Source organism: Pseudomonas sp. ANT_J12 (assembly GCF_008370045.1).
Taxonomy (GTDB): domain Bacteria; phylum Pseudomonadota; class Gammaproteobacteria; order Pseudomonadales; family Pseudomonadaceae; genus Aquipseudomonas.
The window spans coordinates 1-19,859 of record NZ_VOBN01000031.1 but is presented as its reverse complement, the minus strand read 5'-3'; the positions used below and the strand labels follow the sequence as shown (position 1 = coordinate 19,859).

The following is a 19,859-nucleotide window of genomic DNA, read 5'->3' as shown; positions in this document are numbered from 1 at the left end:
GCGTCAAGGTTTGAGATGGAGCAGGACGTAATCGTTTTTGTCGAAACGCCCGGTCAATGCGGGCTCCAGCGAACCCAGCGAAGTGCCTTGCATGGCTTTGTAGTCACCCTGATCCATGATCACCCACATTGGCGGCTTGATGGTTTCCAGTTCCTGGACCGATTCGGTGAACACCGGTTGCAGGTCCTGCTCGATATTGACCATGAACTTGATCGCCTTCGCGTCCTTGCCCATGCCGAACAGTACCAGCGGCGCGGGTTCCTGCTGGACTTGCGCAAAAGCTGCACGGCTGAAGCTGCGGGTGTCGTAGAGCTGTCGCTCCACCGGTTCGAACACCAGGATGTAGACCGACCACAATCCCAGCACCGCACAAAACGCCAGGATCGGCGCTCGTCGGGCCGGCTTGAAAAATGCGGCCAAAGCGATCGCTTGCAACACGCCCAGCACGATCAAGATCGGTACCGGGGAGGTCAATACCCCGGGGAAGCGCCGCTGGCCGACCATCAATGCCACGATCAGTAGCCCCGGAATCACTAGCCACACGCCCTGCATCAGCCCCCGCAATACGGCGAACAATCGCCCTTGCATCACCTGAAACGGATACGCCGCGATAATCGCCGCCATCGGCAACATCGGCAGCAGGTAACGGGCTTTTTTCGCCTGGGGAATCGACAACCCGACCATCACGATTAACCCGGCCGCCGCGCAGTACTGCACCAGACGCAACGCCGGTCCGGCCTCGCGCGGATTGCTCAGGACGATCGCCGCGAGCGCCAATAACCCCAATGGATACGCCAGCGCATAGTTGCCCATGGAACTGGTGAAGTAATACAGCGAACCGCTGACGCCTTCACTGCCGTCCATGCGCCCCATGAACTGCATGCGAATCACGTCCTGCATAAACGCCGGGCCACCGCTGAGTTTGGCGAGCAACAACAGCAATCCGACGCAGCCCGCCAGCAGCATGGCGGCGAGCAGTCCGAAGGCGAGCAATCGTTGCCACTGCCGATTGAGCAGGAAGTAGCTGCACAACATGCCGGTTGGGACGACGAGGCCGATCGGTCCACGAATCCCGAAACCCAGCAACAACAGGGCAAAGATCAGCGCCCAGCGCCGGGGGGCCTCGAAATGGTCGGCGGCATAACCCAGGTAGAACACCGAAAACGCCACCGCTGCCAGCATCACGTCCAAGGACACGGCGCGGGTTTCAGTGACGAAGGTGTTGGTCAGCAGGAGCAGGGCGATACTCAGTAATGCCCAGCGCGTGGAGTAGGGCGCCAGCAAGCGGTACATCAGCGTGACGATGACCGCCGCGGCAATTGCACTCGGCAGCCAGGCACTGAAGGCATTCACCTGGCCGAATGGCAGCGACAGCAACCAGACGAACAGCGTGCTCAGGGCCGAATAGTCTGCATAGGGCTGGCCATAAGTCGTCGGGAACACCGTAGGCCCGTGGCGCAGCATTTCCTGGGCGAACAGCACGAACCGCGAATCGAAGCCGATCGCAGTCTGCTGATAAACCCCGGCCATGAACAGCAGCAGCGCCAACAGCCCCGCGCCGAGGGACTGTCGACGAATGGTGGCATTCACGGTCAGGCAACCGACGAAATGGCAGACCACTGCTGGTATGGAATCGGCAGATTGCGCGAATCCCCACGGCCCATCGGGAAGTACAGGAAACCGGCGCGGGACAGCCGCTCGGCGTCATACAGGTTGCGTCCGTCAAAGATCACCGGCGCGGCCAGGCGCTGACGGATCAGATCGAAATCAGGGGCCTTGAACTGCTGCCACTCGGTGCAGATGATCAGAGCATCGGCGCCGGCCAGTACCGATTCCGGCGTGCCCATTAGCATCAGCTTCGATTCGTCCGGGTACAAATGCTGGGTTTCCTGCATCGCCTCCGGGTCGAACGCCCGCACATTGGCCCCGGCCGCCCACAAGGACTCCAGCAGCACCCGGCTTGGCGCGTCGCGCATGTCATCGGTATTGGGTTTGAACGCCAGGCCCCACACGGCGAAGGTCTTGCCGGCCAGATTGCCCTTGTAGAACGCATTCACCCGTTCGAATAGCTTGTGTTTCTGCCGTTGGTTGATCGCTTCCACCGCTTGCAGCAAATCGCTGGAGCAGTGCGCCTGTTCGGCGCTGTGGATCAGCGCGCGCATGTCCTTGGGAAAGCACGAGCCGCCATAACCGCAGCCCGGATAGATGAAGTGGTAGCCAATGCGCGAGTCCGCGCCGATGCCCAGGCGCACGGATTCGATGTCGGCCCCCAGGTGTTCGGCCAGTTCGGCGATCTGGTTGATGAAGCTGATTTTGGTCGCCAGCATGCAGTTGGCGGCGTACTTGGTCAGCTCGGCGCTGCGCAGGTCCATGAACATGATGCGATCGTGGTTGCGGTTGAACGGTGAATAGAGCTCGCGCATGACGTCGCGCACTTCGTCACGTTCGCAACCGATGATGATGCGGTCCGGGCGTCGGCAGTCGGCGACCGCCGAACCTTCCTTGAGAAACTCGGGGTTGGAGACGATATCGAATTGCAACTGGCGGCTGGCCTCTTCCAATCGGCCCTCGATGTGTGCGCGCAGGGTGTCGCCGGTGCCGACCGGCACAGTGGATTTTTCCACCAAAATCACCGGTTGCTCACGATGACGGGCCACGGCATCGCCCACCGACAGCACGTATTTCAGATCGGCCGAGCCGTCCTCGCTGGAAGGCGTGCCCACCGCAATGAACAACACTTCACCGTGCTGCACCGCCAGTTTCTCGTCGGTGGTGAACTGCAGGCGCTTGGCTTCCAGGCTTTCCCTGACCAGACTGGCCAGCCCCGGCTCGAAAATGCTGACATGGCCCTGCTGGAGCAATTCGACCTTTTTGGCATCGATGTCCATACAGATCACATCGTGGCCGACTTCAGCCAGAACGGCGGCCTGTACCAGGCCAACGTAACCACTACCAAATACACTGATTTTCATGGGTCATTCCTGAGAACGGAGACGCGAGCAGGTCGAGAGTTGATGGTGACGACACCCAAAACGACAAGGGCCACCCCAAGGCTTTTTGCAAGACTGAAATGTTCGTTGAATACCGGCAGGCTGGCGGCCAGCAGGTACACCAGCGCATAGCTGATGCTGAGCAGTGAATAGGCCCGGCCCAGCGGCACGTCACGCAGGGCCAGCAGCCAGCTGAGCATCGACAATCCATAGGCGAAAATTGCCGCCAGCACCACGCCGATAGCGGCCGGATCGACGCTGCCATTGCCCAGGGCGGTCAGCCATTGATCCGGTTGCGGCAATCGGCTCATGCTCCAGCGCATACCCAACTGCGCGGCGCTGGCGAGCATCACGCTGCCCAGGGCGAAGGTGATTCCACGGCGCAGGCTCATGTGTGCTGCCCCAGCAAAACCACACCGCCGATCACCAGCGCGACACCGAGCCAATGGCGCCGGTCGATGGATTCATGAAAGACGAAGCGGGCGACCAACGTGATCAAAACGAAATTGAGGCTGAGCATCGGATAAGCGACGCCGACTTCCAGGCGTTGCAACACCAGCAGCCAGACCAGCAGCCCCAAACCGAGGGAGAACAACGCCAGCCACAGCCACGGCGAGCGCAGTTTGTCGCCCCAACCGGAATCCTTGCCGCGCCAGCTCTCCACGGCGTATTTCTGGGCCACCTGGCCCAGGCACGTCAGCAGGCATGCGGTCAGCAACAGAAACAGGCTCATGCCGCGTCCTTGGGGATAATCAGAATCACCAGGTTGCCTTGCTCATAACGCTTGCCCTCTTTTGGCAGCAATTCCACTTCCTGCAGTTCGTCGTCACCCTTGACCCGCATGACCACGCCCACAGAACCGTGCTTGCGAGCATCGCGCATCCACTGTTGCACTTTGTCGACAGTGATCCGCCGATTACGCGCTTCGGGGTAACTAAGGCCGTATTTCAGCTCGCCGACGGTGTTGTACAGCGCCACTTGCGGGCGTTGCAGGCGCCAGGCCAGGGCTGATGCGGCGCCCAGGTCGTTGCTCATCAATTGGGTGGTCTGGCTCAGTTCCTGGGCGTGTTCGAGGATGAATTGGTCAGGGGTTTTGTTCGACACCACCGCGTTGGGCAGCGCGGCCGGGATCAGGCCGATGAACAGCAAGCTGCCAAACGCCGGCGCCGCCCAGCATTGCAGCGGCCGGAAGGCTTGCAGCAGGTTGGCCATGATCCAGCCCATCAGCGCGATAAACACCAGCACCAGGTTGTGCAGTTCCAACTCGTACAGCGGCTTTTTCAGTTGCAGGTAAACCAGGGCCAACAGGACCGTCAGGCCCAGCAGCAGGTTCAGTAAACCGTTGAGCCCTAGCGCCCGGCCTTGCTCAAGCCGCAAGCGGTCGGCCAGCGCATGGCCCAGCAGCAACGCCAGGGGCAGCAGGCACGGCAGAATGTAAGTCGGCAGTTTGCCGTTGCTCAGGCTGAAGAACACCAGAGGCATAACCAGCCACAGCAACAGGTAGGCAATGTGCGCCTGGTCCCGGGTCTGCCAGGCCTGTTTCAGCGCCGGCGCCAGCAACACCGCCCACGGCAGGCTGAACGCTACCAGCAGCGGCAGGTAAAACCACCACGGCGCGTCGTGCTGCGCATCGTCGCCGGCAAAGCGCCGAATGTGTTCGTGCCAGAAGAAGAACCGCCAGTAGTCAGGCTCCTGGGCGTGCACGGCCAAGGCCCACGGTAGGCTGACGGCGATGGCGATGATGATCGCGAGTGGGCCGTAGATCAGCAGTTCACGCCAGCGTTTTTGCCAGAGCATCCACGGCAGGGCGATCAGCACCGGCAGCAACCAGGCCAGAAAACCCTTGGTCATGAAACCCATGCCGCAGGCCAGTCCCAACACGGCCCAGCCCAACAGTCGTTGGTCAGTGCTTTTGCTGTCTAGCGCAAACCACAGTGCCACCAGACACAGATTGACCCAAAAGGTGAATTGCGGATCGAGGTTGGCGTACCCGGCCTGGCCGGCCACCACGGTGAAACTCATGTACAGCAAGGCGCAGGCAAAGCTTTTGCGCGGGTCGTTCCACAAACGGCGAGCGATCAGGAAGCACAGCAACACACTCAGTCCGGTGCTCAGGGCCGAAGCGAAGCGCACGCCGAACAGGTTGTCGCCAAACAGCGCCTGGCCGAGGGCGATCATCCAATAACCGGCTACCGGTTTCTCGAAATAGCGCAAACCCATAAAGTGCGGTGACACCCAGTTACCGTCCAGCAGCATGTCTTGGCTGATCTGGGCATAGCGGGTTTCGTCGGGAATCCACAGGCCATGGGTGCCCAGCGGCAACAGGTAAGCGAGCAGCATAATTGCCAGCAACACTGGCAAGGCCCAGCGTTTAGTCATGCGCCTTGCACTCCCAGCCAGCCTTCACGGCCTTCGAGGGCACCACGCACCACGCGGCCGACCGGCAGGCTGGCGAATGATTCGGGCAACAGTTCGCCCAAGGGTTTGAAACGGATGTCACGCTGGCGCGCATCGGCCAGCAGTTGACGAAAATCGTTAGCCATCAGAATCCCTTCTACCTCGGCATGGATTGTGTAGACGTTGAGCTTTTCGGGGGTGAAGCGGTCAAGGATGAACCCGTTGAAATCCTTGGCGGCCATGCTCGGCCCGACCACCTCGTCAAAGGTCGGCAAGTCCACCGGGATTTGCGGCGCACCCAACAGGCCATTGGCCAAGGTCGGCTGGAACACGCTCTGGCCCCGGCAATCGCTGTTGTAGCGAAAGCCGAACGCCTGCTTGGCTTCGATCACGCGCTCGTCCGCGCGCCAACCAGCGGAGGCCGAGCAGTCGACTTTTGCCCCGAGGATGTCGCTGAGGCTGTCGACGCCCCGGCGAATCTGCTCGATCAGTTGTGCATCGCTCCAGCGCCCGGCATTCGCTTGCCAGCCATGGTGATCCCAGGCGTGCAGGCCGACTTCATGCCCGGCGTCCCGGGCCTGACGCATCAGGTGCCCGAGATCACGACCAATCGGTTTGCCCGGCCACGCCGTGCCGGCCAGCAAAATGTCCCAGCCATACAGGCCGGCGGCGTTGGAACGCAGCATTTTCCAGAGGAATTGCGGGCGGATCAGGCGCCACAAGTGGCGCCCCATGTTGTCCGGCCCGACGCTGAAGAAAAACGTCGCCTTGACCTGGGCCTCATCGAGGATTTCCAGTAACCGGGGCACCCCTTCGCGGGTGCCTCGGTAGGTGTCGACATCGATTCGAAGGCCTGCCTGCATCAGCGCTTGTCCGCGATTTCGAGCATGGCTTCACGCAGGAAGAAATCCAGCGTGTTGCCGATGGTTTCGCTCATCTCGACGGTCGGCGTCCAGTCCAACAGGCGCTTGGCGTTGTCGATGCTCGGTTTACGGTGCGACACGTCCTGATAACCGGTGCCGTAGAACGCCTTGCTTTCCACGTCGCGGAAACCGGCAAACGGCGGGAAGTTACTGCGCAGCGGGTGCGCTTCGAACTGGCGCAGCAACTCTTCGCCCAACTGGCGGATGCTGGCTTCGTTGTCCGGGTTGCCGATGTTGATGATCTGGCCGTTACACACGTCATTGTCGTTGTCGATGATCCGCGCCAGTGCCTCGACGCCGTCAGCGATGTCAGTAAAGCAGCGTTTTTGCTCGCCGCCATCGAACAGTCGAATCGGCGTGCCTTCCACCAGGTTCAGGATCAGTTGGGTGATTGCCCGGGAGCTGCCGATCCGTGCCGAATCCAGACGATCCAGACGCGGGCCCATCCAGTTGAAAGGACGGAACAGCGTGAAATTCAGGCCTTTCTGGCCGTAGGCCCAGATCACGCGGTCGAGCAGTTGCTTGGAGACCGAGTAGATCCAGCGCTGCTTGTTGATCGGGCCGAGCACCAGATTGGAGGTGTCTTCGTTGAAGCGCTCGTCCTGGCACATGCCATAGACTTCCGAGGTCGACGGGAAGATCACGCGCTTGTTGTACTTGACGCAGTAGCGCACCAGTTTCAGGTTTTCTTCGAAGTCGAGTTCGAACACACGCAGCGGGTTGCGGGTGTATTCGATCGGCGTGGCGATGGCCACCAGCGGCAGGACCACGTCGCACTTCTTGATGTGGTACTCGATCCACTCGGAGTGGATGCTGATGTCGCCTTCCACAAAGTGGAAATTCGGATGGCTGCGCAGGCGGTCGATGGCGTCGGAACCGATGTCCAGGCCATAGACTTCATAACGGTCGTCACGCAGCAGGCGCTCGGACAAGTGATTGCCGATGAAGCCGTTGACGCCGAGGATCAGCACGCGGGTGCGACGGGGTTTGCGCCCGGACTCAGCGCCCCGCAGGACCGAACCGTCGACCAGGCCCAGCTCGTTGGCCAGTTGCGGGCCGCTCAGGTACAGGCCGTTGTCGTTGCGCTGGCCGGCGGTGATCACCAGCGAGTCTTCGCCGCAGGCAATACGCAGCGGGTCAACACTGATGACTCGGCCCGGTGCCTGACCTTCATTGCCCTTGGCGACCTGTGCGCCCCAGACAATCAGCTTGTGTTCGCCGACGTCGCAGAACGCGCCCGGATACGGTTGGGTCACGGCGCGAACCAGGTTGAACAGTTCTTCGGCCGGTTTTTTCCAGATCAGCTTGCCGTCCGCCGGGGTGCGACGACCAAACACGGTGGCTTTGGATTCGTCCTGCGCGGTTTCGGTGATTTTGCCTTGCAGCAGCGCCGGCAGGGTGTCGCGCAGCAGCGCACTGGCGGCGTCACGCAGTTTTGCGTGCAGGGTCAGCGCGGTATCGCTGCGCTCGATCCCGACCTTTTGCTGGGCGAGGATGGCGCCGGCATCGGCGCGCTTGACCATGCGGTGCAGGGTCACGCCGGTTTCGGTTTCGCCGTTGACCAGCACCCAGTTGGCCGGCGCGCGACCGCGATAAAGGGGCAGCAACGAACCGTGCAGGTTGAACGCGCCTTGACTGGCGGTGGCCAGCAGTGGCTCGCTCAGCAGATGGCGGTAGTAGAACGAAAAGATGTAGTCCGGGTTGAGCTTGGCAATGCGCTCGATCCACAGTGGATGGTTGGCATCCTCCGGGGCGTGCACGGGGATGCCTTGATTGGCACACAGTTGCGCCACGGAGCCATAGAAGGCGTTTTCCTTCGGGTCATCGGCGTGGGTGAACACCGCCGCAATCTCAAAACCTGCGCCAAGCAGGGCGTCGATGCCGGCACAGCCGATATCGTGATAGGCGAAGACAACAGCTTTTTTGCTCATGAGAGAACCTGATCTGAAGGAGTTGAAGTGAGACCGTCGACAGTGACAACGGGAGCAGGGGAGGCGGGTTGGCTACGCAAGACTTTTTCGATGAAGAACCGTGGGCGGGCCCGGACGTCGCTGTACATGCGGCCCAGGTATTCACCCAACAGGCCCATGCCAATGAATTGCCCGCCGGTGAAGACGAACAACACGGCGAACAGGACGAACGTACCGTCGCCAGCCCAGCCAGCGCCAAAGGCCAGGCGCAGGACAATCAGCGCGATGGCAAACAGCACGCCAAGACCGGCCATGCAGAAGCCGACGATGCTGAGCAGGCGCAGCGGGGTGGTGGTCATGCAAGTGATCAGGTCGAACATCAGGTTGACCAGGCGCATCGGGCTGTACTTCGATTCGCCGTGTTCACGCTCGGCGTGGGTCACGAGGATTTCCGTGGTGTGGCGGGCGAAGCTGTTGGCCAAAATCGGGATGAAGGTGCTGCGTTCGCGGCAGGCGAGCATCGCGTCGACGATGGTCCGGCGGTAAGCCCGGAGCATGCAGCCGTAGTCGCTCATGGCCACGCCGGTGGAGCGTTGCACCGCCAGGTTGATCAGCTTCGACGGCCAGCGGCGCAGGGCCGAGTCCTGACGGTTGTTGCGCACGGTGGCAACCACGTCGTAGCCGAGTTCGGCCTGGGCCACCAATCGGGGGATCTCTTCCGGCGGGTTTTGCAGGTCGGCGTCGAGGGTGATCACCACGTCGCCCTTGCACTGTTCGAAGCCGGCCATGATCGCCGCGTGCTGCCCGTAGTTGCGGTTGAGGATGACCGCCACCACCGGGCTGCACTCGTGGCTCGCGGCCTCTTCCAGGATCTGCGCCGAGTTGTCGCGGCTGCCGTCGTCCACCAAGACGATTTCGTAGTCGTGGTGCAATTGCTGGCACGCGGCTTCGGTGCGCCTGAGCAACTCGGGAAGGCTGTCTTGCTCGTTATAGACCGGGATGACGATCGATACGCAACGGATCGGATAAGGTTTCACAGGCGGGCGTCCATAATGTTTTCGATGGCACCGACGACACGTTCAACGTCGTCAGTGGTCATGTCGGGGAACAACGGGATCGAACACAGCCGCGCCGAGTTCCATTCGGTATTGGGCAGGTAGATGTCCGGGAAGCGCTGGCGGTAGTAGGTGTGCAAGTGGGTGGCGATGAAATGGATGCCGGTGCCGATGTTCTGCTCCTGCAAGGCCTTCATGAAGGCTTCGCGGTCGAGGCCGCAGCGTTCGGCGTCGATGCGCAGGATGAACAGGTGCCAGGCGTGCTGCTGCGGGTACGCCGGGATGGCCAGCGGTTGTACCGGCAGGCCTTCGAGGCGTTGCAGATAGGTCTGGGCCAGTTGCGTGCGCTTGGCGTTGATCTCGTCCAGTCGTTCCAGTTGCACCAGGGCGATGGCGGCATTGATGTCGGCCAGGTTGTATTTGAACCCGGGCTCGATCACCTGGGCCTGGGGTTTGCGGCCACCGGTCAGGCGGTCGTAGGCGTCAACACCCAGGCCGTGGAATTTGAGCATGCGCACCCGAGCGGCCAGGTTTTCATCGTCGCTGACAAACATCGCGCCTTCGGCACAGGTCATGTTCTTGATGGCGTGGAACGAGAAGATCGCCGTGCCCTGTGAGCCAACGTGGCGACCTTTGTAAAAGGTGCCGGCCGCGTGGGCCGCGTCTTCGATGACGGGAATGCCGTGTTTGTCCGCCAGGGCATAAAGCGGATCGAGGTCGAACGCCGCGCCAGCGTAATGCACCGGGATGATTGCCTTGGTCCGTGGCGTGATCGCCGCTTCGATGCTCTGCAAATCAGTCATCAGGGTGTCGCGATCGACATCGACAAACACCGGCGTCGCACCCAACAGACAGATCATGTTGGCGGTGGACACCCAGGTCTGGGACGGCGTAATCACTTCATCCCCGGGACCAATACCCAAGGCCAGCAACGTGATGTGCATGCCCCCGGTGGCCGACGACAATGCCACGGCATGCTTGCAGCCGACGTAGTTGGCGAAGTGTTCTTCCAGTGCCTGGTTTTTTGGCCCGGTGGTAATCCAGCCCGAGCGCAATACTTGCTCTACGGCGGCAATTTCTTCATCGCCGATACTGGGGCGTGAGAAGGGGAGAAAAGCCTGACTCATGGAGACCTCGGGGGTATAAGCAGCAACGAAATTTCAGGTGCAGTGATTCGGATCCATTTTAAGCGTAGTCGCTAAAATGAAAGCTGCATCAATTAGTTACTAGAGAAATGTGACAAATTGTCTAGGTTGACTTTTGACTGCCGGCTCGTCAGGTTGTGCTGGCTGACTACCGGTGGCCCGACTCATTAAGGTTAAGCGCGAAAATGTGAAAGGGACATGAAAAACCGGTCGGCGAATCGTTTATCTGAAGTCCAGACAGCTAGAGTTCAGACTTCTACCGTTTATCGCGTTAATCCACCGTTGAGTACTCCTTACAGCAAGTAACCAAACTCTTTAGTTGTTGTGTTGAACAGTTTTCATTCAAGGCTTTTTGTGTGACTGACTTATCCGTTAATGAACCAAGGGTGGCCAAAGCCAACCCATTGACCGTGTATCTGGCGCGCCTGGCGTCGTCCAGCCAACTGACCATGCGTTATGTGCTGCAAGACGCGGCCGATCGTCTGGGCTTCGAAGACATGAACATCGAGGAGATTCCCTGGCACGAACTCCAGCCCGAGGATGTCATCGCCTTGGTCGCCGCCTTACGCACTGATGGTTATGCGCCGAATACCTCTTCGCTGTATGTGAACGCCGTACGCGGGGTGATGAACGAAGCCTGGCGCATGAGCCTCATCAGCCAGGAACACTTGCTGAAGATGCGCTCGGTCAAAGGCATTGCCGGCACGCGGCTGTCCCAGGGGCGCAACCTCAAGCGCACGCTGATTCAGGAATTGATGGCAGTCTGCGCGGCGGATCCGCGGCCACAAGGCCTGCGGGACGCGGCGATCATTGCGGTGCTGTACGGCTCGGGCATGCGCAAGTCGGAATCGGTGAACCTCGACCTGAACCAGGTCGACTTCAGCGAACGCAGCCTGCGGGTCACGGCCAAGGGCAACAAGCAGTTGATCAAGTACGCACCGGCCTGGGCCTTCGCCAAACTGGAGGCGTGGCTGGAATTGCGCCGCTCGCAACTGGGCGAAGGTCTGGAGGACGACCCGTTCCTGTTCAACCGCATCCGCCGTGGCAGCCACATTACCCGCGAGCGCATCACCAAACATGCGATCTATTACATCGCCCGCCAGCGCGGCGCCCAGGTCGGGGTGAAGATCATGCCCCACGACTTCCGTCGTTCGTTCATCACCCGGGTGATTGAGGAACACGACCTGTCGATTGCGCAGAAACTGGCGCATCACAGCAATATCCAGACCACCGCCAACTACGATGTGCGTGATGACAATGAGCGGCGGCGGGCGGTGGATCGCTTCGATTTGTGAGTCGGCAAGCTATCTCTGCCGGGGTGGTGTGGGTCAGGGCTGCGGGATAAACGCCACGCTCTGGTCCTCCCGACCATGGAACATCCGCTCACCGTTAGTGGGCGTGGTGGTGATGACCTGATGGTCGACACTCAGATAGCCCAACGGCAAGGCATCACCATTGCGGTATTGCGCCACGATGATGGTGCGCTGCGGGTCCCAGTGTTGGCCGCTGGTGGCATCAAGCCAGGTCATCAAAGCGGCGCTGTCGCCCGTGCGTGGGTAGTTCTGGTTTTCCTGCACGTAATAGAAGGGCGCACCGCCGGTTTGCAGGTACATCGGCACTTTGTTGTCGACTTCGATCATGACCAGGCGCCAGTCCTTGAGGGGCGCACGCTTGCTCGCCTCAAACTTGACCGTCTCACCGAATTGAACCACGCCGCCACCACCGTTGGTCCACGGATAGAGCACGCCCAGCACCGCGAGCAATAACACGGTGGCCGCACCGAAACCGATCTTCCAGCCACGACTCACCGGGTTGCGTTGGGTGATCCACCAAGCCCCAAGCAATTGCGCAAATGGCACCAGGGGCAACACGTAGTAACTGCGCCGACTGCCGCTGGCGGTGAAGAACAACATCAACAACCCCAGGCCCCAGATCAGCCAGCGGGTATTGGGTTCGATGCTGCGCCAGTGGCGCAGGGCGACCCACAACGCGATCAACCAGCACGGCGCCCAGGGCAGGGTGTAGACCGGCAGGTAAATCAGGTAGGTGTAAATCGGCCCGATGTTGTCGAACGGCTGGAAAAACCGCACGACGTTTTCCCGCAGCACCAGGCCCAGGCCACTTTCGCCATAGGTTGGCGCGCCGTAGACGTGGGACAGTACAAACGGCGTCATGTAGAACGCGCCAGCGATCATCAAGGCCAGGCACAGCCGCAGATTGAGATGGCGTTTCCAGCGCCCGTCCTGCAGCACATGGGGCAACAGTAGCAAGCCCGGCAGAATGAAGCCGATCAGGCCTTTGAACAGCGAGGTCAGTGACAGCAGCAGGAAAAATCCCAGGTAGCGCGACAGGCGAGTGTCTTGCGGCCCGCGCCAGTACCACCACACCGCCGCCAGTACACCGCACACGGTCAGGATGTCAGCCGTGGCCACCCGCGCCCAAAACACGAAGTAGAACGTGGTCGCCAGCATCCACCCGGCAATCAGCCCGGTGCCTTTGCGAAACAATTGCTCGCCCAGCAGGTACACCAGCCACACGCTCAACCACGCCGAAATCACCGAAGACAGGCGCAGCGACCAGTGTCCCAGGCCGCCGGTCAACCACGCCGTGGCGGTGATCAGCCAATAGGACGGCAGTGGCTTGTCGTAATACGGCCCGCCCTTGAGGTACGGATCAAAATAGTCACCGCTCTGGAGCATCTGCAAGGCGATGTTGGCCCAGCGGGTTTCCGCGCCCCAGAGCTCGCGCGAACCTAAACCCAACAACAACATCAAGGCAGTCGCGCCCAGCAGGAGCCACAGCGCGGCCCTGTCACTTGCGTGGAACTTCATGGAGGGTTTCCTAAAACTTGAATGAGCACCGCAGTCCCTTGTGGGAGCGGGCTTGTTCGCGAAGACGTCGTGTCAGTCGCCACCTGCTTTGACTGATGCACCGTATTCGCGAGCAAGCCCGCTCCCACAGGTTTGGTGTTTGTCGTTACGGACTTTGCGGGAAAATCAGGATTTCAAGATTGCCACGCTCATAGCGCTTGCCATCCACCGGCAACAACTCGACTTCCTGGACCTCTGGCACACTGTTGACCCGCATCACCACCCCCACCGAGCCTTTCTTGCGTGCTTCAGTCATCCATTGACCAACGTTGTCCTTGGTGACTTTGCGCGAATCCATGGCCGGATCGTCCAGACCATATTTCAGCTCGCCAATGGTGTTGAACAGGTCAACCTGAGGTCGCTTCAGGCGCCAGGACAAGGCCGACGCCGCGCCCAGGTCGTTACTGAGCAGGGAGGAGGTCTGGCTCAGCGCTTCCAGGTGTTCGGCAATGAACTGGTCAGGCATCTTGCTGTTGACGATCGTCGCCGGCATCGCCGCTGGCAGCAGCGCCACCAGTAGCCAGCTGCCCAAAGCCGGCGCAGCCCAGAACTGCAAGGGTCGTGAGACTTGCAACGCATTGGCAATGATCCAGCCGGCCAACACGATATAGGCCAGGGACAGGCTGAACATCTCAGTGTTTTCGAAGATTTCCTTGGTTGCCTGGATGTATATCAAGGCGATCAGGCCAACGCAGCCCAACACCACATTGATGGCACCGTTGAAACGAATGGCCCGGTCTTGCGCCTGATCGATAAGGCCCGTCAGGGCATGCCCCATCAGCAACGCCAGCGGCAGCAGGCACGGCATGATGTAGGTCGGCAACTTGCCGCTGCTCAGGCTGAAAAAGGTCAGGGGCAACAGCAGCCACAACAGCAGGAAACCCATGGCCGGTTCACGCTTGTTTTTCCAGGCCTGGATAAAGGTCGACGGCAACAACGCCGCCCAAGGCAGGCTCGAAGCCACCAGCAACGGCAGGTAGAACCACCACGGCCGGGCGTGTTGCGCGTCGTCAGCGGCAAACCGGCGAATGTGCTCATTCCAGAAGAAAAACCGCCAGAAGTCCGGTTCCTGATGGTGAATGGCAAGCACCCACGGCAGGCAGGTCACGGCAGCCACAACCAGCGCTATCGGCCCGTAGCGCAGCAACTCGCCCAAGCGACGTTGCCAGAGCATGTAGGGCAGGGCGATCAGCACCGGCAACAGCCAGGCGAGGAAACCCTTGGTCATAAAGCCCATGCCGCAGGCAACCCCCAACAAGGTCCAGGCACCGAGGCGTTGTTTACCTGAAGGGTTATCGAGGGCGAACCACAACGCCACCAGACTCAAGTTCACCCAGAACGTGAATTGCGGATCGAGGTTCGCATAACCGGCTTGCCCGGCAATCAGCCCGAAACTCATGTAGAGCAACGCGCACGCGCCACTTTTGCGCGGGTCGTTCCACAGTCGGCGGGCAATCAGGTAGGTCAGCCACACGCTCAGCCCGGTGCTCAACGCTGAGGCGATCCGCACACCGAACAGGTTATCGCCGAACACCGCCTGGGCGATGGCGATCATCCAGTAGCCGGCGATGGGTTTTTCGAAATAACGGATGCCCATGAAATGCGGGGCGATCCAGTCACCGCTCAGGCGCATTTCCTGGCTGATCTGGCCATAGCGGGTTTCGTCGGGAATCCACAAGCCGTGGCTCATCAACGGCAGCAGATAGAACAGCACGAAGGCCAGGAGCAAACCGGGAACGATCCAGCGTTCGACGGCGGTGGGTGCAGGGGCGGGGCGTCTGTGCAGCTTCGCCGCCGGGTGTTGCAACAGATTGTGATGGGACGTCATGAGAAATCCTTAACGCGAGGACGCTGTGGATCCAGCGCACTATCAGCCATCCTCGCTGAACAGCGCCTGAAGGAATTCAAGCCAGAGAGATGTTTATTGATGAGTAGCGAACTAACAGTCTCAACTTTAAATCACTAACGACCGCAGCCTTACTTCAACGATTTATCGTTCAACAGCGAACGCCAATCAGCGTCATTCAATACGCCCAGTACTTGAAGTTGCCCATCGCTGCCAATGCTGGCAAACAATGAACTGCTGTATTCGGCGGTGGCCGCGTGCTTGAAACCGGTCTGGACCTCGAAATCGCTGATGCAACCGCTGTGGGTGACCAGCACTGTATTGCGATGGGCCACCTTGTGCGCGATCACATCGTCGCGCAGGGTGTCGCCACAACTGGCCAGCCAGGCCTGGGTCACCGCTTCCTTGCCGAACATATAGTGCGCGGTTTGTTGGGTGCGCGTGACCGGGCTGGTAAAAACGTCGGCCTGAGCCATGCCCAGGCGCATAAAGCCTTGGCCCACCGAGGCTGCAGACTGACTGCCGAGTTCGGTAATGCCGTCCGCCGGACCCAGGCAAGGGTTGCTGGAGCGGTCGCAGCGCTCGGCATGACGCACCAATACCACCACGTCGCCGGCGCGCCAGTGCCGGAGCAGTTCGGCGCGAGCCTGGGCATTCGCATTGCCCAGGTTGACCGGGGATCGATGCCACACGACGAAACCGGCGACCAGCGCTGCCACTGTCAACAAGACTGACACGCTGATAATCCTGACGAGTTTCGACGGTCGCCAGCGGCGCGACGGCATGGCGGATGACACTGATTCGATCACGGTGCTGCCCCTTATACGACAGTATTGAAACCTGCTTAGTCAAACTTTCAGGATTGCTCGGCACACTAAGGGGCGGCGCGTATGAGCACGGTGAAACGAATGTGAAAAATTTGCGGAGAAAGGCTCTGTTATTCACGAAACTGTTTCCTTTTAGTTTCAGTGGTCGGAGCGTAGTCGATTAAGTCGAATGGCGTGGGTGTGTTTGAAAACTAATGTCAAATACGACGAGAGAAACAGTTAAAGTTACTCCGGCATTACGAATAGGAAATAACAACTCAACGGCAGGTATTTCGCCGTTGAGCGGGTCCATTGCAGAGCAGGTATTTTCAGAGAGGCGCCGGGCAACCCCGTTGCGTGGCCGCCGCTTGACTGATCACCGCAGCCAGGCGTTTGACGTTGTTCTGCTGCGCCGTCACCAAATCCTCAATGGAAGGCCCCGACGGCGTCTGCAACGTACTGCGGCACGTCACCAGCGAGTTATCGCCGGCCCCTAATGGCCGCAGGCGCCATTTGACGTCGATCAAGCCGTACTGGCCGGGAATCGAGTCGAAACGCTGCACATCCACCCGCAACGACACCTTGCGTTGGGAGTTGGCGTTGGACAGTTGATCCACCAGCGCACTGCGCAACTCATCCGACAGGCTCGCGCCCCACCAATCGGTTTCAAGGATCGCCAGACCGCTGTTGCCCTGGCGAATGACGATCTGCGGCCGATCGACCTGGGGCGGCACGCTGATGCCTTCGATCTTGATTTCGTCGCCATTGCCCCTAGCCAGTTGCGCCGGGGTGAGGGTATGAAAGTGAATCGGGTCGCTGCGACACGCCGCGAGCAGCACCAACGCGGCGACCAGGGTGATCTTCGGCGAAAAAGCCATGGGTGTTGCTCCTGTGGTCAGTTACGCGGTGGCCCTTGCAGGTCGGCCGGCGCTGCATTGTCGGGGCGCCCGCGAATCAGCGATTCCGGGTGCCGTCCCAGGTAATCCGAGAGCTCACGCAGGGAACGCGACATGCGTTTGAGTTCGTCCAGGGTCTGGGTCAGTTGTTCCCGTTGCGGCGAATCTTCGGCGAGGGTCGAACTGGCCGAATTCAGGGTCTTGCTGACGTCCGCCAGGGTCGTCTGCACGCCGGGCAGGGTCTTGGCGTTGAATTGCGCCAAGCCTTTGCGCAACTCGACGAGGTTGCTGTCGAGGTTGCTGGCAATCCGTTCCACCGGCAGTTGGTTGATCTTGTTGACCATGGCCTCGAGTTTTTCCTGCAACTGTTCGAGGCTGCCGGGGATGGTCGGGATGCTGACCGGCCGCGCGTCCGGATCGAACTTGACCTTCTCCGCCTTGGGGTAGAAATCCAGCGAGATGTACAGCTGGCCGGTCAGCAGATTGCCGCTGCGGGCCTGTGCGCGAAGGCCGTTTTCGATAAACGTGCCCATCAGGCGCACGCCGGCGGCTTCGTCATTGGGGTCATGCATCAACGCCTTGATCATTTTGGTATGAGCCTGGCCGAGTCGTTGCGGGTAAATCACGATGCCGACGTTGACCGGGAAGCTGCGTTTCTTCTCGTCGAAATCCAGATTGATCGCCACCACCTTGCCGATTTCCATGCCGAGGAATTCCACCGGGGCATCGACCTTGAGCCCGCGCAGGGCCTGGTCGAAACGCAGGCTCAGGTACTGCGCCTTGCCATTGGGCGGGGCGAGGGCGGTGGTCTGGTCGTCGAACAGCTCGAAGGTCTTATCCTCGGCGGCGGGTTGATCGTTGGGGCTGTACTGCGGGGCGATGAAGGCAATACCGCCCACCAACAGCGAGGACAGCGATTCGGTCTTCACCGCGAACCCGTTGGCGCCGATGTTCAGGTCGATGCCGCTGGCGTTCCAGAACCGGGTGTTTTCGGTGACGTAGGCGTCGTTGGGCGAGTGCACGAAGACTTCAAGATTGACCCCTTTGCCGTCCGCATCCAGCGCATACGCCACCACTTGGCCGACCGGGATCTTGCGGTAGTAGACCGGCGAGCCGATATCCAGCGAACCGAGATCCTGGGAGTGCAGGGTAAAGCGCTTGCCCGGTTCGCCGTAGGTGATCGGCGGCGGGTTCTCCAGGCCGGTGAAGTTTTTCGCACGACCGTTGGCGTGACCGATATCGGCGCCGATGTAGTCGCCGGACAACAGCGTATCGATGCCCGAGACCCCACCCGCGCCGATGCGCGGGCGCACCACCCAGAACTGCGAGTCTTCGCGGGTGAAGGTTTCTGCCTGTTTGGCGAGTTTGATGGTGGCATCGACACTCTTCTGGTCTTTGCTCAACTCCACGTCAGAGACATGCCCGATTACCACGTTGCGGTACTTGACCTCGGTCTTGTTGGCGGTCAGGCCGTTGCCGGTCTTGAAGGTCACGACAATGGTCGGGCCTTCTTGCATGAGGCTGTGCACCACCAGGGAAATCCCCACCAGCACGGCCACGATCGGCACGATCCACACCAGCGAAACGCTGAAACGGCGAGTCTTGATACTGGCCTGTCCCGGGGCTTGCGGCCCGTCAGTGGCTTGCGACTTCATCCGTGACCTCCTCGTTATGGGGCGCTTTATCCCAGATCAATCGTGGGTCGAAACTCATCGCCGAGAGCATGGTGAAGACCACCACCAGGCCAAAAAACAGAATGCCGGGACGCGGCTCGATGTCAGCCAGGGCCTGGAATTTCACCAGCGAAGCGACCAGCGCGACCACGATGACATCGAGCATCGACCAATAACCGATGACCTCGACGAAACGGAACAGCTTCGAGCGCTCCTTGCGCGCCCACAGGCTGTCGCGCTGAACGGTGATCAGCAGCAGCGTCAGGGCGACGAATTTGATGCCGGGCACGGCGATACTGGCGATAAAAATGATCAGGGCAATGTCCCAGGCGCCGGCCTCCCAGAACTCCAGCACGCCGCTCATGATGGTGCTGTCGGCACCGGCACCGACCATTTTGGTGTTCATCACTGGCAACAGATTGGCCGGGACATAGAACGCCAGCGCGGCGAACAGGTAGGCCCAGGTCCGGGCCAGGGAATTGACCTTGCGCCGATGCAACGGGGCGCCGCAGCGTTCGCATTCCTGAGGATCGTTGGTCATGTCGCAGGCCATGCCGCAGCTGTGACACAGGCACAGGCCCAGTTCGCTGGCGACCGGCGGCGTTGTCATAGCTCGTCCCACAGTTCACGGATATCGCGCCCGGCAATGCGGATCATCATCAAGCTGAGAATGGCCAGGGCGAACAGGCCGATGCCGGGCAATACATCCAGCAAGCCGGCGAGTTTGATCACCGCGACCATCGCTCCCAGCAGGCAAACTTCCAGCATGCTCCAGGGCCGCAGGGTTTCCAGCCAGCGCATGCTGAAGCGAAACCCTGGCGCGCGCTGACGGGCGAGGGCGAAGCTCAGGACCCAGATCAACAGGACCAGTTGAATGATCGGCGCGATGATCATGGCGATTGCCGCCACCATGGCAATGAAGGTGATCGGGCCCAGGCTCAGGGCCAGCACCGAATCCCACAGCGTGGCGCTGTTTTTCAGGCCTTTGAGGCTGATACTCATGACCGGGAAAAAGTTGGCGAAAATCCACAACACCAGCGCCGTGAAGGTCAAGGCCAGGCGCTGCTCCAGCGTCAGGCCGTTATACCGCTGGAGCACGCCACCACAGCGGGTGCACAGGGTTTTCTGATGTTTGGCGAGCGTGACTTTTTCATACACGCAGTCGCAGTGCTCGCAGATGATCAACGGGTCAGTCGTGGCCATGGGTCGCATTCGCAAGGAAGTCAGAGCACCTCCTCAATATAGAAGTGCCTTGCGATAGAGCAAATCGAAAGGCGGTTCAAAGGGATGCGACGACCCAATGTAGGAGCGAGGCTTGCCCGCGAAGGCGTCCGTAAGATCGCCTTCG

At 60.4% G+C, this 19,859-nt stretch carries 17 protein-coding genes; 1 reads left to right on the top strand and 16 read right to left on the bottom strand.

The window, feature by feature from the left end; all coding sequences use genetic code 11:
- Positions 1 to 3: 3 nt before the first annotated feature.
- From FQ192_RS31740 to arnB, 9 genes are all read right to left on the bottom strand, one after another.
- Complete coding sequence (locus FQ192_RS31740) at positions 4 to 1,530, bottom strand: glycosyltransferase family 39 protein (protein ID WP_256672425.1); 1,527 nt, start codon at positions 1,528 to 1,530, stop codon at positions 4 to 6.
- 62 nt (positions 1,531 to 1,592) lie between these two features.
- Entirely contained in the window at positions 1,593 to 2,972 is a 1,380-nt protein-coding gene (locus FQ192_RS31735; RefSeq protein WP_149662001.1) for a UDP-glucose/GDP-mannose dehydrogenase family protein, read from the bottom strand.
- The gene (gene arnF, locus FQ192_RS31730; RefSeq protein ID WP_149662000.1) at positions 2,969 to 3,382 is read right to left on the bottom strand and encodes a 4-amino-4-deoxy-L-arabinose-phosphoundecaprenol flippase subunit ArnF; all 414 of its coding nucleotides are present in this window, start codon (positions 3,380 to 3,382) and stop codon (positions 2,969 to 2,971) included. The genes FQ192_RS31735 and arnF overlap by 4 nt, the downstream gene beginning before the upstream one ends.
- Positions 3,379 to 3,723 (bottom strand): 4-amino-4-deoxy-L-arabinose-phosphoundecaprenol flippase subunit ArnE, encoded by a 345-nt coding sequence (gene arnE / locus FQ192_RS31725; RefSeq protein WP_149661999.1) that lies wholly within the window; start codon positions 3,721 to 3,723, stop codon positions 3,379 to 3,381. The genes arnF and arnE overlap by 4 nt, the downstream gene beginning before the upstream one ends.
- Positions 3,720 to 5,369 carry a lipid IV(A) 4-amino-4-deoxy-L-arabinosyltransferase gene (gene arnT / locus FQ192_RS31720; protein ID WP_149661998.1) on the bottom strand — a complete coding sequence of 550 codons (1,650 nt, stop codon included), beginning with the start codon at positions 5,367 to 5,369 and terminating at the stop codon, positions 3,720 to 3,722. The genes arnE and arnT (FQ192_RS31720) overlap by 4 nt, the downstream gene beginning before the upstream one ends.
- Positions 5,366 to 6,250: a 4-deoxy-4-formamido-L-arabinose-phosphoundecaprenol deformylase gene (gene arnD, locus FQ192_RS31715; RefSeq protein WP_149661997.1), complete on the bottom strand. Its 885-nt coding sequence runs from the start codon at positions 6,248 to 6,250 to the stop codon at positions 5,366 to 5,368. The genes arnT (FQ192_RS31720) and arnD overlap by 4 nt, the downstream gene beginning before the upstream one ends.
- Positions 6,250 to 8,241: a bifunctional UDP-4-amino-4-deoxy-L-arabinose formyltransferase/UDP-glucuronic acid oxidase ArnA gene (arnA, locus tag FQ192_RS31710; protein ID WP_149661996.1), complete on the bottom strand. Its 1,992-nt coding sequence runs from the start codon at positions 8,239 to 8,241 to the stop codon at positions 6,250 to 6,252. The genes arnD and arnA overlap by 1 nt, the downstream gene beginning before the upstream one ends.
- On the bottom strand, positions 8,238 to 9,257 hold the full coding sequence (gene arnC / locus FQ192_RS31705) for an undecaprenyl-phosphate 4-deoxy-4-formamido-L-arabinose transferase (RefSeq protein ID WP_149661995.1): 1,020 nt from the start codon (positions 9,255 to 9,257) through the stop codon (positions 8,238 to 8,240). The genes arnA and arnC overlap by 4 nt, the downstream gene beginning before the upstream one ends.
- A complete protein-coding gene (gene arnB, locus FQ192_RS31700; RefSeq protein ID WP_149661994.1) occupies positions 9,254 to 10,402 on the bottom strand; it encodes a UDP-4-amino-4-deoxy-L-arabinose aminotransferase in 1,149 nt (382 codons plus the stop codon). Before arnB ends, arnC begins: the two co-directional genes overlap by 4 nt.
- 374 nt (positions 10,403 to 10,776) lie before the next feature.
- On the opposite strand from arnB, the gene xerC reads away from it, so the two are divergent.
- Positions 10,777 to 11,715, top strand: a complete 939-nt coding sequence (xerC, locus tag FQ192_RS31695) for a tyrosine recombinase XerC (protein ID WP_372242378.1) — start codon at positions 10,777 to 10,779, stop codon at positions 11,713 to 11,715.
- Positions 11,716 to 11,748: 33 nt separating this feature from the next.
- Here xerC and FQ192_RS31690 read toward each other — a convergent pair whose 3' ends face one another.
- The 7 genes from FQ192_RS31690 to FQ192_RS31655 form a co-directional block, all read right to left on the bottom strand.
- Positions 11,749 to 13,251, bottom strand: a complete 1,503-nt coding sequence (locus FQ192_RS31690) for a glycosyltransferase family 39 protein (RefSeq protein WP_149661993.1) — start codon at positions 13,249 to 13,251, stop codon at positions 11,749 to 11,751.
- 145 nt (positions 13,252 to 13,396) lie between these two features.
- Complete coding sequence (gene arnT / locus FQ192_RS31680; protein ID WP_149661992.1) at positions 13,397 to 15,118, bottom strand: lipid IV(A) 4-amino-4-deoxy-L-arabinosyltransferase; 1,722 nt, start codon at positions 15,116 to 15,118, stop codon at positions 13,397 to 13,399.
- Positions 15,119 to 15,267: 149 nt separating this feature from the next.
- On the bottom strand, positions 15,268 to 15,945 hold the full coding sequence (locus FQ192_RS31675; protein ID WP_372242377.1) for a histidine phosphatase family protein: 678 nt from the start codon (positions 15,943 to 15,945) through the stop codon (positions 15,268 to 15,270).
- A gap of 326 nt (positions 15,946 to 16,271) precedes the next feature.
- Positions 16,272 to 16,820, bottom strand: a complete 549-nt coding sequence (locus FQ192_RS31670; RefSeq protein ID WP_149661991.1) for a membrane integrity-associated transporter subunit PqiC — start codon at positions 16,818 to 16,820, stop codon at positions 16,272 to 16,274.
- 17 nt (positions 16,821 to 16,837) lie between these two features.
- Positions 16,838 to 18,493, bottom strand: a complete 1,656-nt coding sequence (locus tag FQ192_RS31665; protein ID WP_149661990.1) for an intermembrane transport protein PqiB — start codon at positions 18,491 to 18,493, stop codon at positions 16,838 to 16,840.
- On the bottom strand, positions 18,474 to 19,121 hold the full coding sequence (locus FQ192_RS31660; protein WP_149661989.1) for a paraquat-inducible protein A: 648 nt from the start codon (positions 19,119 to 19,121) through the stop codon (positions 18,474 to 18,476). The genes FQ192_RS31665 and FQ192_RS31660 overlap by 20 nt, the downstream gene beginning before the upstream one ends.
- Entirely contained in the window at positions 19,118 to 19,714 is a 597-nt protein-coding gene (locus FQ192_RS31655; RefSeq protein WP_149661988.1) for a paraquat-inducible protein A, read from the bottom strand. Before FQ192_RS31655 ends, FQ192_RS31660 begins: the two co-directional genes overlap by 4 nt.
- Positions 19,715 to 19,859 lie beyond the last annotated feature (145 nt).